13 protein-coding genes and 1 pseudogene are annotated in these 12,867 nt (G+C 72.0%); 5 read left to right on the top strand and 9 right to left on the bottom strand.

The genetic code is table 11. From position 1 onward, the window contains the following. Positions 1 to 12 precede the first annotated feature (12 nt). The 4 genes from NP777_RS23715 to NP777_RS23700 form a co-directional block, all read right to left on the bottom strand. Positions 13 to 1,023: a PfkB family carbohydrate kinase gene (locus NP777_RS23715; RefSeq protein ID WP_256652197.1), complete on the bottom strand. Its 1,011-nt coding sequence runs from the start codon at positions 1,021 to 1,023 to the stop codon at positions 13 to 15. Further along, the gene (locus NP777_RS23710) at positions 1,020 to 2,513 is read right to left on the bottom strand and encodes a purine-cytosine permease family protein (RefSeq protein ID WP_256652196.1); all 1,494 of its coding nucleotides are present in this window, start codon (positions 2,511 to 2,513) and stop codon (positions 1,020 to 1,022) included. The genes NP777_RS23715 and NP777_RS23710 overlap by 4 nt, the downstream gene beginning before the upstream one ends. 61 nt (positions 2,514 to 2,574) lie before the next feature. Further along, on the bottom strand, positions 2,575 to 3,582 hold the full coding sequence (locus NP777_RS23705) for an ADP-ribosylglycohydrolase family protein (protein WP_256652195.1): 1,008 nt from the start codon (positions 3,580 to 3,582) through the stop codon (positions 2,575 to 2,577). An 89-nt stretch (positions 3,583 to 3,671) separates the two neighbouring features. After that, a complete protein-coding gene (locus tag NP777_RS23700) occupies positions 3,672 to 4,439 on the bottom strand; it encodes a GntR family transcriptional regulator (protein WP_256652194.1) in 768 nt (255 codons plus the stop codon). A 146-nt stretch (positions 4,440 to 4,585) separates the two neighbouring features. On the opposite strand from NP777_RS23700, the pseudogene NP777_RS23695 reads away from it, so the two are divergent. After that, a pseudogene (locus NP777_RS23695) lies at positions 4,586 to 5,193 on the top strand (helix-turn-helix transcriptional regulator); the annotation flags it as partial. Between the two features lie 145 nt (positions 5,194 to 5,338). Here NP777_RS23695 and NP777_RS23690 read toward each other — a convergent pair. From NP777_RS23690 to NP777_RS23675, 4 genes are all read right to left on the bottom strand, one after another. After that, positions 5,339 to 6,301 (bottom strand): D-cysteine desulfhydrase family protein, encoded by a 963-nt coding sequence (locus NP777_RS23690; protein WP_256652248.1) that lies wholly within the window; start codon positions 6,299 to 6,301, stop codon positions 5,339 to 5,341. Positions 6,302 to 6,410: 109 nt separating this feature from the next. Continuing rightward, on the bottom strand, positions 6,411 to 6,734 hold the full coding sequence (locus NP777_RS23685; protein ID WP_256652247.1) for a hypothetical protein: 324 nt from the start codon (positions 6,732 to 6,734) through the stop codon (positions 6,411 to 6,413). 17 nt (positions 6,735 to 6,751) lie between these two features. Then, positions 6,752 to 7,156 (bottom strand): winged helix-turn-helix transcriptional regulator, encoded by a 405-nt coding sequence (locus tag NP777_RS23680; RefSeq protein WP_256652246.1) that lies wholly within the window; start codon positions 7,154 to 7,156, stop codon positions 6,752 to 6,754. A 33-nt stretch (positions 7,157 to 7,189) separates the two neighbouring features. Next, positions 7,190 to 7,714 (bottom strand): winged helix-turn-helix transcriptional regulator, encoded by a 525-nt coding sequence (locus tag NP777_RS23675; RefSeq protein ID WP_256652193.1) that lies wholly within the window; start codon positions 7,712 to 7,714, stop codon positions 7,190 to 7,192. Positions 7,715 to 7,814: 100 nt separating this feature from the next. Between NP777_RS23675 and NP777_RS23670 the strand changes: the two genes are divergently transcribed. Both NP777_RS23670 and NP777_RS23665 read left to right on the top strand, forming a co-directional pair. Then, on the top strand, positions 7,815 to 8,597 hold the full coding sequence (locus tag NP777_RS23670) for an SDR family oxidoreductase (RefSeq protein ID WP_256652192.1): 783 nt from the start codon (positions 7,815 to 7,817) through the stop codon (positions 8,595 to 8,597). Between the two features lie 82 nt (positions 8,598 to 8,679). Beyond that, on the top strand, positions 8,680 to 9,036 hold the full coding sequence (locus NP777_RS23665) for a nuclear transport factor 2 family protein (RefSeq protein WP_256652191.1): 357 nt from the start codon (positions 8,680 to 8,682) through the stop codon (positions 9,034 to 9,036). A gap of 6 nt (positions 9,037 to 9,042) precedes the next feature. On the opposite strand, the gene NP777_RS23660 is transcribed toward NP777_RS23665, so the two are convergent. Beyond that, complete coding sequence (locus NP777_RS23660) at positions 9,043 to 10,092, bottom strand: 2-hydroxyacid dehydrogenase (protein WP_256652190.1); 1,050 nt, start codon at positions 10,090 to 10,092, stop codon at positions 9,043 to 9,045. A gap of 246 nt (positions 10,093 to 10,338) precedes the next feature. Here NP777_RS23660 and NP777_RS23655 point away from each other — a divergent pair, with 246 nt between their 5' ends. Together NP777_RS23655 and NP777_RS23650 are read left to right on the top strand one after the other, a co-directional pair. Beyond that, entirely contained in the window at positions 10,339 to 11,931 is a 1,593-nt protein-coding gene (locus tag NP777_RS23655; RefSeq protein WP_256652189.1) for an ABC transporter substrate-binding protein, read from the top strand. A gap of 1 nt (position 11,932) precedes the next feature. Beyond that, the gene (locus tag NP777_RS23650; RefSeq protein ID WP_256652188.1) at positions 11,933 to 12,862 is read left to right on the top strand and encodes an ABC transporter permease; all 930 of its coding nucleotides are present in this window, start codon (positions 11,933 to 11,935) and stop codon (positions 12,860 to 12,862) included. Positions 12,863 to 12,867: the final 5 nt, after the last annotated feature.

Below are 12,867 nucleotides of genomic sequence, written 5' to 3'. Positions count from 1 at the left end.
ACCGGGCGCGGGCTACCGCCCGAGCGCCGAGGACAGCCGCGCCGCGAGCGGCTCGCCGTCGAGGAGGTCCAGCAGTTCGCCGACGGTCGGCCCGGTGGCGGGGCCGTGCCGGGTGACCGCGAAGGCGGCCGCCGCGTTGGCACCCCTTACGGCGCTGCTCAGGTCCAGCCCGTGGCCGAGGAGGGCCAGGAACGCGCCCGTATGGGCGTCGCCCGCGCCGTTGCTGTCGACCGCGGTCACCCGGCGGCCGGGGATGTGCGCGGGCTCTTCGCCGGGCGGGACCAGCCAGCAGCCGTCCGCGTCGGCCCGCAGCAGCACCCCGGTGCGCGGGCCCAGCCGGGCGGCGAGCGCGGCCGCGGCCTCCCGGGCGTCCTCCCGGCCGGTCAGCAGCCGCCCCTCGCGCTGGTTGCAGCTGACCCAGTCGCAGCGTGCCAGAACGGGCTCCAGCACCGCCTCCGGGATCTGGTCGGCCAGCGGGCCCGGGTCGAGGAAGACCCGGGTGTGCTCCGGCAGCCGTGCCACGAGCGAGGCCAGGACCGGGCCGTTCACCGGGTAGGCGAGCCCGTATCCGGAGATCTGCACCAGGTCGCCGGGGCGCACCGCGGCGAGCACGGCCGTCGCGTGGGCCTCGGTCAGCCGGGCCTCCGCGCCGAGGCTGGTGGCGAAGGTGCGCTCGCCACCGCCGTCGACGAAGGCCACGCAGAATCCGGTGTCCTCCTCCGTGATCGGGGGCAGTGGCACCTCGATGCCTTCGCGGGCGAGGTCCGCCCGCACCCGGTCGCCGAACGGCCCGGTGCCATGGGCGCCCGCGTACACGGCCGGCAGCCCCAGGCGGCGGGCGGCGGTGAGGACGTTGAATCCGCCGCCCGTGGTGAGGGCGGTGTCCTGGGAGATGATGTCGCCGCCGCGTTCGGGCAGTGCGGGCACCCGCATCACCAGGTCGACGATGGCGTTGCCGAGCAGCACCAGCCGGCCGCCCGTGGCCTCGCCGGGGGCGCCGGGGACGCCGTCGTGGCCGCTCATGAGAGCTCCCGCGCGGCCGGGGCGGGCAGCACCTGCTGCTGGGGCGGTTGCGCGGACGCCTCCTCGCGGACGGTGCCGTCGAGCCGGCGCAACAGGGCGTAGACGGCGGCCGCGAGCACCAGGGTCACCACCCAGCCCAGCCCGTTGGACCCGATCCAGCTGTGGGCGAGCGGCCCGGAGAACCACACGTCGGTGGCGCTGGTGCCGGCCTCGGTGAACAGCAGGCCCACCACGATGGCCGCCGCCCAGGCGATCATCGCGGCCCAGGCGACCCCGCCCCGGAACCAGTAGCGGCTGGAGCGGCCGACGTCCATCAGGGCCGCGCCGTCGTAGGACCGGCGGAGTATCAGGTCGACCGCGAAGACGCCCACCCAGGCGTTGATGGGGACGGCGAGAAGGGTGAGGAAGGTGATGAACGGGCCGTAGAAGTCCTTGGCGATCAGGATGAAGTAGATCCCGCCCGCGAAGGTGACGACCACGTCCAGGCCGACGGCGAGGGTGCGCCGGACCCGTATCCCCAGGGTGATCATGGTGAGCCCGGCCGAGTAGACGGACAGGTGGTTGGAGAGCAGCAGCCCGCCGAACGCGGCGATCAGATACGGGATGGACATCCACGTGGGCAGCATCGTGTTGATCGCCGAGACGGGGTCGGAGGCGGAGGCCAGATCGGGTTCACCCGCCGCGAGGAGCGAGCCCAGCGAGATCAGCACCACCAGCGGGATACCGGCGCCGAAGGCGGAGGCGGCCACCAGCCTGCCGCCGGGGACCCGGCGGGGCAGGTATCGGGCGTAGTCGGCACCGGCGTTGGCCCAGCCGATCCCGGTACCGGCGGCGATCACACCGACGCCCACCACCATCGAACTCACCGAGCCGACCGGGGCGTGGAAGACCTTGTTCCAGTCCACGGTGGTGGCGAGGAAGCCGATCACGACCAGGTTGAGCAGTCCGAAGACATAGCTGGCCCACCTGTTGATCCACATGATGGTGGCGTGGCCCAGGCCGCTGATCAGCAGCGTGCAGCCGATGAAGACCAGCAGACACACCACGGTGAGGACGGTGTTCCGCCGGATGCCGAAGGCGGCGTCGAGCAGCGCCAGCAGGGCGAAGGCGGCCGTGGTGGTGTTGATGGTCTCCCAGCCGAGCCGGCTCATCCAGGTGACCAGCGTGGGCCCCGCGTTGCCACGGACACCGAACACCGCGCGGGAGAGGGTGAGGGCGGGCGCTCCGCCCCGCTTCCCGGCGATGCTGAGGGCGCCCACCAGGGCGAACGAGCCGAAGGACCCGAGAATGGCCACGACGGCCGCCTGCCAGATGTTCAGGCCGCGGAAGCTGACCAGCGCCGCGCCGAGCGGCAGGCCGAGGATGCTGATGTTCGCGGCGAACCAGGTCCAGAACATCTGGCTCGCGTGGCCGTGGCGCTCGGCGTCGGGAACCGGCTCGATGCCTCTTGTCTCGACGGAGCCGACGCGGTCGTTCTCTGAAGCCGCCATGGTGGTACCTGTCTTTCTGTCCGGGGGCGCTCCGGTGCGGATGTGGGGGCGGGGGGGTGTGTCATTCGGCCGTGCCGGCGCGCAGCGCGAGCAGGGCCTTGGCCAGCGGTTCCAGGTCGAGGTCGTTGACCGAGCGCAGGGTGGCGAGGGCGTTGTCGGGCAGGGCGGAGGCTCCGCTGACGGCACCGGCTATGGCACCGGCGATGGCGCCGATGGTGTCGCAGTCGCCGCCGAGGTTGGCCGCCAGCAGGCAGGCCCGCCATGGCTCGCCCTCGGCGAGGGCCAGCACGGCGAAGGCGGCGGGGACCGACTCCTGGCTGGCGACGCTGGTGCCGACCAGGTCGCAGACGCGGTCCAGGGCCTGCCGCTCGGGCAGTCCGCGGACCAGGTCCACGGCCCAGCGGATGCGGGCGGCGATATCGGCCCCGGCGACCCAGTGGCCGCGCTCGGCGCCGGCCGCGGCCGCCGCGATCGCCGCGCCGAAGGCGTCCTCCAGGTCGCCGCCGTCGATGCCACGGCTCACCGCGGCGGCCACGGCGGCGGCGGAGGCGATGCCGATGGAGGTGTCATGGGTGACCTGACATGCCTCGGCGACCCGGTCGAGGAAGGGCTCCAGGGGTGTGCCGGGGAAGGCGACACCGACGGGGGTGATCCGCATCGCCGCGCCGTTGGTGGCACCGGACTTGCCCGCCTCCTCGGGCGGTACGCCACGGGACACGGCCTCCAGGGCGGCCTTGGTGGAGGGGCCGAGCAGGTCGAAGGAGCCCTTGGCCTTCATGGCGCGCTCCCACTCCAGGAGCTCGTGGGCGAGCCGCAGCGGCTCGATCCGGCCGCCGGACCCGGTCAGCAGCCGGCCGACGATGACGGCCTGATCGGTGTCGTCGGTGACCGAACCGGCGGGCATTCCGGCGCTCACCGGGTTGTCCTCGGGGCCGGGTTCGAAATCGGTGACGGTGCCGAACCGGGCGACGATGGACCGCCGGGACATGATCTGGGTGGGCATACCGAGGGCGTCGCCCATCGCCAGGCCGTAGAGGGCGCCGAGCGCGCGGTCGTGCTGGTGGTTCATTGGGACTTCCTGTCGGTCTTCCGGTCAGTGCGCGAAGGCGGTACGCGGGGCGGGTGCGGGTTGCCCGCCGCGGGGCGCGGTGTGGGGTCTCATCGGGGCCGCTTCCTCGCGGCCGCCGCATCGCCGCTGCCCAGGGCCGTCTCGTCCGGGCTCTCGCCGAAGCCGAGGTGCAGTTGGAAGCGGGCGGGGTCCAGGAGGCTGGTCACCTGCTCGACGATCCGGCCGTCGGCCCCGCGGCTGACCCGGCGGGTGTTGAGCCAGACCTCGCCCACCTGGCGGCGGAGCACGGTCGCCTCGTCGGCGGCCAGTTGGCGTACGGACGCCCACTCGTCCCCGTGCGTGGCCCGGATGCCGACCGCGGCGAGGGTCTTGGTCAGCGAGCCGTCGAGGAGCCCGCCGAGCGGGACCTCGGCCAGGGCCGGGACCATCGGAACCCGGCTGCGCTCCAGCGCGACCGGAGTGCCCTCCGGCAGCACCCGCAGCCGGTCGAGCGCCATGAACTCGACACCCTCGATGCCGAGTTCCCCGGCCAGCCGGGCGTCGCGCACCGCTTCGAGACGGAGCACCTCGGTGGTGACCCGGGCCCCCTGGTCGGCCAGCGCCCTGGTCCACCCCAGCCGGTTGTCCAGCACGCCGCCGTCGAAGGTGACGAACGAGCCGACGCCCGCGTGGGTGGAGATCAGCCCCTGCTTGCTGAGCTCGTCCAGCGCCTGGCGGACGGTGGCCCTGCTGACCGCGAAGCGCCGGGTGAGCGCGTGTTCGCCGGGCAGCCTGCTGCCCGGCTCCAGGGCGCCGCTGTGGATCTCACGGGCCAGGACGCGGGCGATGCGCTGATGCTTGAGGACCTGTTTAGGCATGTCCGGACGTTAGCCATACATGTTCAGTCCTGTCTAGAGTCGCAAGCACTCGAATCGGGAACTGATCACTCTTGATCCGGGGAGGCTCAGACGCTAGAAGTGATACCGGACAGGATCCGCCCGGTATTCGGGAATACTTGATCGGTATGAACCGGCCGACCGCCCGCGTGCTCGCGCTGCTGGAGATCCTCCAGGCCGGTGGCACCCGTACCGTCGCCGATCTGGCCGACCGGCTCGGCGTGGACGAGCGCACGGTCCGCCGCTATGCCGGCCACCTGATCGACCTGGACGTCCCGGTCCGGTCGGCGCGCGGCCGCTACGGCGGCTACCGGCTCGCGCCCGGCTACCGGATGCCGGATGCCGGATGCCGGATGCCGGATGCCGGATGCCGCCGCTGATGCTCACCGACGAGGAGGCGCTGGCCGTGTTGCTCGGGCTGGTCGCCGGCCGCCGGGCCGGTTTGGTCACCACGTCCGTCGCGGCGGCGGAGAGCGCCGCGGCCAAGGTGCGCCGGGTGCTGCCCGAGGCGCTCGGCCGCCGGCTGGACTCGGACAGCGGCGAGGTGCGGACGTTCCGGCTGGACCGGATCGAGACGGCCTCGGTGCTACCGGGGTCGTTCGAGGTGCCCGAGGGATTCGACCCGGCCGCCCGGGTGCTGTCCGGGCTGGCCGGGGTGCCGTATCCGCACGAGGTGTCGCTCCGGGTCCGGGGCACGGTCGAGCAGGTCCGCCACCGGCTTCCGCCCGGACTAGCCCGCCAACTCGCCACGTGCGCGGACGCGGACGCGGACGCGATCACCGATGCCACGGATGCCGCCGATGTCGCCGATGTCGCCGAGGGAGCGGAGTCCCGCGCGGAGTGACGCCGGGTCGTTCAAGCGGGTCGTGCCGGTGCGGCGCTCAGCCGCGGGGCCACCGTACGGCGGTGTCGGCCACGGCGGAACGCGCCTGCTCCAGTGTCTCGGTGTGCCCGAACAGGCCCGGCAGTCCGCCCGTGTGCACGAAGACCGTGCGCTGTCCGGGGCGCACCTGGCCGTCGCGAACGGCGGCGATGAGACCGGCCAGGGCACGGCCGGTGTAGATGGGGTCGAGGACGATGCCTTCGGTGCGGGCCGCCGTGGCGAGGGCGTCCATGACCGGTTCGGTGAGCGCGGAGTAGCCGGGCCCGACCTGGTCCAGGCGCAGCCGCAGGGAGGTGGCCGCGGGCTGTCCGGCCAGCCCCTCGACCAGGTGGCGGACGGTGTGCTCGGGGTCGGCGACGGCTCCGCAGTGCACCCCCAGCACTCGCTCGGCTCCGAGGGTGTGGACGAGCCCGGCCATGGTGCCGCCCGATCCGACCGCCACCACCGCCGTGGTCAGGTCCGGGTCCTGCACCAGGAGTTCCGTCCCCGCCGCCGCATAGCCCTGTGCGCCCAGCACACTGGATCCGCCGAAGGGGATCACCGCGGGCCGTGCGCCCCGCTCACGCAGTTCGCGGGCCACATCCTCCACGGCCGCCGCGAGTTCCGCCTCGCTCACCGGGCCCGTCCATACGACGCGGGCGCCGAAGAGACCATCGAGCGCGATGTTGCCGGTCATCCCCTCGGTCGGGGCACCGGCGAGGACGAGGACCACGTCCATGCCCAGCCGGGCCCCGGCCGCGGCCGTCAGACGCGCGTGGTTGCTCTGGGCCGCCCCGCTGGTCACCAGCGTGGTGGCGCCCTCGGCGCGGGCGGCACCGGCCGTCCACTCCAGCTTGCGGACCTTGTTGCCCCCGCCGCCAAGGCCGATCAGATCGTCACGCTTGATCCACAGGTCATCGGGCTCCAGTCCGATGGCGCGGGCCAGGCGTGGCGCGGCCTCCAGCGGTGTGGGCCGACTCATCAACTCGGCCCGCGTGGTGTCCTGGCCCCGCGTGGCATCCTGCCCCGGTGTGCTGCCCTGACCCTGCGTGCCGCCCTGACGCTCTTCTGACACGATCGCCGCCTTCGCCTCACATTTCGGGGCCGGGCTCGGCGTGAAGGGGGTGCGACAAGGCGGCCTTGGCCTGCCTGGTCTCCTCATCGGCGAGCACTTCCAGCCAGTCGTTCGCCAAGGCTTCCATGGTCGGCTCGGCCACGTCGACCGCGCTGATCTTCGGTGCGTCCACCCAGGCGCTGAGGTCCGTGGCCACGAAACCGGCATGGACGCCGATCACGAGAGTGCGCTGTTCCCGCAGCGCCCGGCGCAGCGCGTCCGTCGGCGGCCACTGCGCCGCCTTGGAGGCCGCGTACCCGGGGAAGCCCGGCCGTCCGACCCAGGAGGCCAGTGACAGCATGTTCACCAGCGCCCGGGTCAGTCGCCCGGCCTCGGTTCGACCACGAAGGCCACATCGGCGCAGGGCACCTCGCGGCCTCCCTCGTCCACGAACCCGACGTTCACGGCCTCGCCCGTGGAGCGCGTCCGCCGGAGCGCCGAGGGACCCGACGGGCGGGGGCGGTGGCGATCGCCCCACTGCTGGAGCGCGGCGAGCACGATCCGCAATTCCTCCCCGGCCCGCGTCAGGTGGTAGCTCCGCCGATGCCTGCTGCCGGGCCCCTGATACGTCCGCGTACCCAGCACCCCGGCCTCGACCAGCAGCTTCAGCCGGGCGCTGAGCAGATTGGGCGCCACCCCGAGGGACGCCTGGATCTCGGCGAACCGATGCCTGTCCGCGAAGACCTCGCGCAGCACCAGCAGCGCCCGCCGCTCACCCGGAATCTGCTACGAGCACAGGGGCTACGTATCGTTCCGCTACTCAGATACGGATGAGCCGGGCGCGGGTCGCCGGCGCTCGAGTTCGGTGTAGCGGGCGCGCATCGCCTCGCTCGCGGCCGGGCCCGCGGTGAACACGTACATCTCGCTGTCGTCGAGGCTCCGACCGGTGCGCGCGTCCACCACTACGGGCTCGGCCTCCTCGCCGGTCCGGGCGTCGACCAGGATCATGGCGCGCTCCTCGGGCGCGAGGTGCCGATTGCCCCAGGCGGCCAGCGCGACGACCACCGGCCGCAGCGAACGGCCGCGCTCGGTCAGCACGTACTCATGGCGCACCGGGTTGGTCTGGTAGGGGCGCCGCTCCAGGAGGCCGTCCGCCACCAGGGTCTTCAGCCGCGTGGTGAGCATGCTGGTGGAGATGTTCAGGCTCTGCTGGAACTGGTCGAAGCGCGTATAGCCGTCGAAGGCGTCATGGAGGATCAGCAGCGTCCACCACTCCCCCACATGCTGAACCGTGGTCGACAGCGGGCACTCACGGTCCTCCAGCCTGATCCGGCTTGCCATTGCGACACCCTCCCGAGTTACTGCTAATATGAAAGTCACTTGCTTCTATTTTAGCAGTCGCAAGGGGTGCGCCCTGCGCGCATTCCGGAACGGACAAGCCTTGCCCACACCCCCCAATGACTCTCTCTCCGGCCGTCGCGCCCTCGTCACCGGTGGCACCAAGGGCAGCGGAGCGGCGATCGCGGCCCGGCTGCGGACGGCCGGTGCGACCGTACTGGTCACCGCCCGCTCCAAGCCCGAGGACGTACCCGACGACGACTTCGTCGGCGCCGATCTGACCACCCCGGAAGGCGCCGAACACATCGCGCGGGAGGCGCGGCGGCGGCTGGGCGGCACGGACATCCTGGTCCATACGCTCGGCGGCTCGGCCGCCCCCGCCGGTGGCTTCGAGGCGATGTCCGAGGAGATCTGGCAGCAGGAGCTCAACCACAATCTGCTCGGCGCCGTCCGCCTGGACCGCGCCCTGATCCCGGGCATGATCGAACGGGGCGGGGGCGCGGTGGTCCATGTCTCCTCGATCCAGCGGCGGATGCCACTGTGGAACGGCACGCTGGCCTACGCCGCCGCCAAGGCCGCGCTCACCACCTACAGCAAGGGCCTGGCCAACCAGGTGGCGCCGCTCGGGGTGCGGGTGAACACGGTGTCCCCCGGGTTCATCCAGACCAGCGCGGCCGACGCGCTCATCGACCGCATCGCCGAGCGGACCGGTGACCGGGAGTCCGCTCTGGCGTCGCTCATGGACTCCCTCGGCGGCATCCCCCTCGGGCGTCCCAACCGGCCCGAAGAGGTCGCCGAACTCGTCGCCTTCCTCGTCTCCGACCGGGCCTCCGCCATCGTCGGCGCCGAGCACGTCATCGACGGCGGCACGGTACCCGCCGTCTGAGCGGCGCCCCCACCGGGAACCGGCCGAGAATCCCCATCCGACGGACCCTCAGCGAGTCCGGCAGACCATCAGCGAGGCAGCCATGACCGACCACACCACGCCCCTCGACGCCACCGATCTGCCCGGCGCCGTCAAGCGGTATCTGAAGGCACACAACGAGCACGACGTGTCCGCGGCCTCAACCGCGCCGGCACCGGACGCGACGGTCGTCGACGACGGCGAAACCTACGAGGGAATCCCGGCCATCGAGCGGTGGCTGGGCCGCGCCACCTCCGAGTTCACCTACACCACCACATTCCTCGGGGCCGAGCACGAGGGCCCGGACCGCCGCACCGTCACCCAGCGGCTCGAGGGCGACTTCCCCGGCGGCACCGTCGACCTCCGCTATCGCTTCACGCTCCATCAGGGCCTGATCAGCCACCTCACCATCGCCCCCTGAGCCGCCTCAGACGCTCTCCACCGCGGGGCCTTCGGACACGGCCCGCACCCGGCCGGCGCGCACCACGTTGCCGAGCGGGCTCCCCGCCGCCAGGCGGTTGATGTTCGCCGCGATATCGGTGGCCCGGGCGGCGAACGTCTCCTCCGTGTGGCCCGAGTTGTGCGGTGTCATCACCACATTGGGCAGGGTGTGGAACGGCAGCCGGCTCGGCGCGTGGGGCGGGGCGGCCCACCACACATCGAGGGCGGCCCCGGCGATGGTGCCGGCCGACAGCGCCTCGTACAGCGCCTCCTCCTGTACGACCGGGCCACGGGCGACGTTGACGAGGAGGGCCCGAGGGCCCATCGCGGCGAGTTCGGCCGGACCGATCAGTCCGCGGGTGGCGGGGCTCAGCGGCACGGTCACCACGACGATGTCGGAGTCCGCCAGCAGTTCCGGGAGCCGGTCCGTGCCGCCCACCCAGTCGGGGCGCAGATCGTCCGGCAGCGGGGCCGACGGGTCGCGGCGCACGGCCCGTACGCCCATGCCGACCGCCTGGCACAGCCGGCCGATCTCGCGCCCCGTCCCGCCGAAGCCGATGACGCCGACCCGGCGGCCCCGCAGGGTGTCCCCGAAGGGGAGCGTGGCATCGACGGCCACGTTCCGCCACCGTCCGGCCCGCAGCTCCCGGTCGGCCGTGAGCACCCGCCGGGACAGCATCAGCACGCACATCAGGACGTGTTCGGCGATCGACGCGCCGTGGTGAAAGGTGTTCGCCACGGTCACATCGGGCCCCAGCGCCTCCAGCGGGATGCCGTCGTAGCCCGCGCCGACGACATGGACGAGGCGGAGGCGCTGGGCCCGGCGCGCATGGTCCTCGCCGAGTTGTGAGCCCACGTACACATCGACGGAGGCGATGGCATCGGCGATCCGTGCCGCGTCCCAGTCGCAGACGTCCAGCCAATCGTGCCGGTCCTCGGTCCGCGCCCGCAGCCGCTCGCCGAACCTGCTCAGGATCCGGTGGTTGAGCATGATGCGCATCCCCCGGTCACCACCGGGGGCAGCCGTCCTGGCCATGACCACCGTCCTCATATATAGGCGCTGTCTTCATTTGTGCATGTGCCGTATGAGGCTGTCAATGATCGGGAGTCATCGGCCAAGGACCGCCTCACCTGGGCCTGTTGTCAGATCTCTTGACGCCCCGGCACCTCCGGTTTAGCTTCGGCGTCCACAAATGCAGACCGGGTACGTAAGTGTAGACAGGCCATGTCGACTGTCGTTCTCGGGCGGCAACCCGCCAGCACCCTCGGAGATACGCTGACGATGAAGTCCTCCGTACCCTCCAGCCCGCGCCGGGAACGGGGCCGGGCCCATCCAGTTCTCGCCCTCCTCACGACCGGCACGATGCTGCTGACCAGCGCGTGCGCCGTGGCGAACAGTGACGCGGGGGACGCCGGCAGCGCGGACGGCCGCACCCTGCGGGTGGTCCTCACCCAGGAGCCCCCGACGCTGGAGCCCTGCGAGTCATCGCTGACCGCGACCGGTGTCGTCGTCCGCTCCAACATCACCGAGCCGCTGGTGGAACGCGAGCCCACCTCGGGGAAGCTGGATCCGCTGCTGGCCACCGGGTGGCGGCATACGAGCCCCAGGACCTGGACCTTCGACATCCGCTCCGGTGTGACCTTCCAGAACGGGCAGCCGTTCACGGCGGAGGACGCCGCCTTCTCCATCGACCGCGCCGTCAACTCCGATCTCGCCTGCAACGTGGACGGCTACGTCTTCGGCGACGAGAAGCTCGAAGTGGACGCCGTCAGCCCCACCCGGCTGACCGTCACCACCGAGAAGACCGACCCCATCCTCCCCCTGCGGCTCAGCTTCGTCGAGATCGTGCCGCGCACCACCAGCACCGAGGCCAAGGTGCGGATACCGATCGGGACCGGCCCCTACGCCGTCACCTCCTGGCAGACCGGTGTCTCCATCTCCCTCGCCCGCAACGCGAACTACTGGGGGAAGGCGCCCGCCTACCCCCGGGCCCGGTACGTCTGGCGCAGCGACGCCGGCGTCCGCGCCGCGATGATCGACAAGGGCGAGGCCGACATCGCGACGGCGCTGGACCACACCAGCGCCGACACCGGCAACACCGTGGCCTACCCCAACAACGAGACCACCGCCCTGCGGCTGGACGGCCGCGAGGCGCCGCTCGACGACATCCGGGTACGCAAGGCGATCGGCATGGCCGTCGACCGTAAGGGCATCATCGACGCCCTGCTCGGCGGGCTGGCCAAGCCCGCCGCACAACTCGTCCCACCCGGTGTGGTGGGCCACAACGACGACCTGGCCCCCGCCCCGTACCGAGTGGCCGCCGCCCGCGCGCTGGTGAAACAGGCCGCCGACGACGGCGTCCCCGTGCACCGGCAGATCACCCTCGTGGCGCGCAACGGCATGTTCGCCGGGATCTCGGAAGTGGCCGAGGCCCTGCAGTACGAGATGGCACGGGTGGGGCTGAACGTGCGGATTCGCATGGCGGACACCGCCACCCACCTTCAGTACCAGCTCCGTCCGCTGCCCCGTGACGTCGGCCCGGTGGCACTGCTGATCATGCACGGCAACCAGGCCGGGGACGCGGCCTTCACCACGAGTCAGTACCTGGTGAGCGACGGCCCGCAGTCCACCTTCGGCACCAAGGAGCTCGACCGGCGCATCGCCGCGGCGGACGCGTTGTCCGGCAAGGCCCGCGAGAAGGCGTTCGCCGGGGTGCTCGGCTACCAGAACGAGACGGTCGCGCAGTACGCCTATGTGGCCCATATGCGCGGGCTGCTGGGGCTGTCGCCGAAGGTGCGGTACCGGCCGGACTCCGCCACCGGGGACGAGATGCGGCTGGCCGAGGTCGGCCCCGCGAAGGCGGGGAGGCGCTGAGATGACGTCCTTCCTGCGCAAGCGCGTCATCTCCAGCGCGATCCCCCTGGTGTTCGTGGTGCTGGGTGTGTTCTGCCTGGCCCGTCTGACCGGCAACCCCGTCGATCTGTACCTTCCGCTGAGCGCCACCCCGCAGCAACGAGCGGAGTTCTCCGCCGCCCACGGCTTCGACGACTCCATTCCGGTGCAGCTGTGGGACTACCTCACCAACGCCGCGCGACTCGACTTCGGGACCTCGCTGCGCACCGGGGAGTCGGCCGGGTCGATGGTGCTCAAGGCGTTTCCCGTCACCCTCCAACTGGCCGGGATGACGATGCTCCTGGCGATCCTCGGGGCGCTGCTGGTCGGCAGCCTCGCCGCGTACCGGCCCAACTCGCTCATCGACCGGATCGCCGGTCTGCTGTCGATGACGGCGGCCAGCATCCCCGACTTCTGGTTCGCGATCGTGGGGGTGCTGGTCTTCGGGGTGGGCCTCGACTGGCTGCCGACCTCCGGCACCCTGGGCGGTCCGGAGATCTGGGTGCTGCCCATCGCCACTCTGCTGATCCGCCCGTTCGGGGTGCTGGTGCAGGTGGTCCGCGGCAGCATGGTCGGCGCGCTGTCCGCGCCGTATGTGAAGGTCGCGCGCAGCAAGGGGGCCGACCCCAAGCGCGTGGTGTTCGGACACGCGCTGCGCAACTCCATCACGCCCGTGCTGACCGTGGCCGGGGACCTCACCGTCGGCCTGGTCAACGGCGCGGTGGTGGTGGAGACGATCTTCGGCTGGCCCGGGATCGGCAAGCTCATGATCGACTCGATTCTGCAGCGCGACTTCGCGGTGTTGCAGGCCGCCGTCCTGCTCACGGCGGTGACGATCTTCGCGCTGAACATCCTCGTCGACGTCTGCCACGCCCTGATCGACCCCCGAGTGCGCCAGGCGGTGCCGGCGTGAGCGAA

Origin of the sequence: Streptomyces rugosispiralis (assembly GCF_024505145.1) — a bacterium.
GTDB lineage: Bacteria > Actinomycetota > Actinomycetes > Streptomycetales > Streptomycetaceae > Streptomyces > Streptomyces rugosispiralis.
The sequence above is the reverse complement of the archived record's forward strand: the minus strand, read 5'-3'. Positions and strand labels throughout refer to the sequence as shown.

Excerpts from the sequence above, each read along its gene's own strand:
- NP777_RS23715 (WP_256652197.1), bottom strand. The coding sequence starts at position 1,023 with ATGAGCGGCCACGACGGCGTCCCCGGCGCCCCCGGCGAGGCCACGGGC.
- NP777_RS23710 (WP_256652196.1), bottom strand. The coding sequence starts at position 2,513 with ATGGCGGCTTCAGAGAACGACCGCGTCGGCTCCGTCGAGACAAGAGGC.
- NP777_RS23705 (WP_256652195.1), bottom strand. The coding sequence starts at position 3,582 with ATGAACCACCAGCACGACCGCGCGCTCGGCGCCCTCTACGGCCTGGCG.
- NP777_RS23700 (WP_256652194.1), bottom strand. The coding sequence starts at position 4,439 with ATGCCTAAACAGGTCCTCAAGCATCAGCGCATCGCCCGCGTCCTGGCC.
- NP777_RS23690 (WP_256652248.1), bottom strand. The coding sequence starts at position 6,301 with ATGAGTCGGCCCACACCGCTGGAGGCCGCGCCACGCCTGGCCCGCGCC.
- NP777_RS23685 (WP_256652247.1), bottom strand. The coding sequence starts at position 6,734 with ATGCTGTCACTGGCCTCCTGGGTCGGACGGCCGGGCTTCCCCGGGTAC.
- NP777_RS23675 (WP_256652193.1), bottom strand. The coding sequence starts at position 7,714 with ATGGCAAGCCGGATCAGGCTGGAGGACCGTGAGTGCCCGCTGTCGACC.
- NP777_RS23665 (WP_256652191.1), top strand. The coding sequence starts at position 8,680 with ATGACCGACCACACCACGCCCCTCGACGCCACCGATCTGCCCGGCGCC.
- NP777_RS23660 (WP_256652190.1), bottom strand. The coding sequence starts at position 10,092 with ATGGCCAGGACGGCTGCCCCCGGTGGTGACCGGGGGATGCGCATCATG.
- NP777_RS23655 (WP_256652189.1), top strand. The coding sequence starts at position 10,339 with ATGAAGTCCTCCGTACCCTCCAGCCCGCGCCGGGAACGGGGCCGGGCC.
- NP777_RS23650 (WP_256652188.1), top strand. The coding sequence starts at position 11,933 with ATGACGTCCTTCCTGCGCAAGCGCGTCATCTCCAGCGCGATCCCCCTG.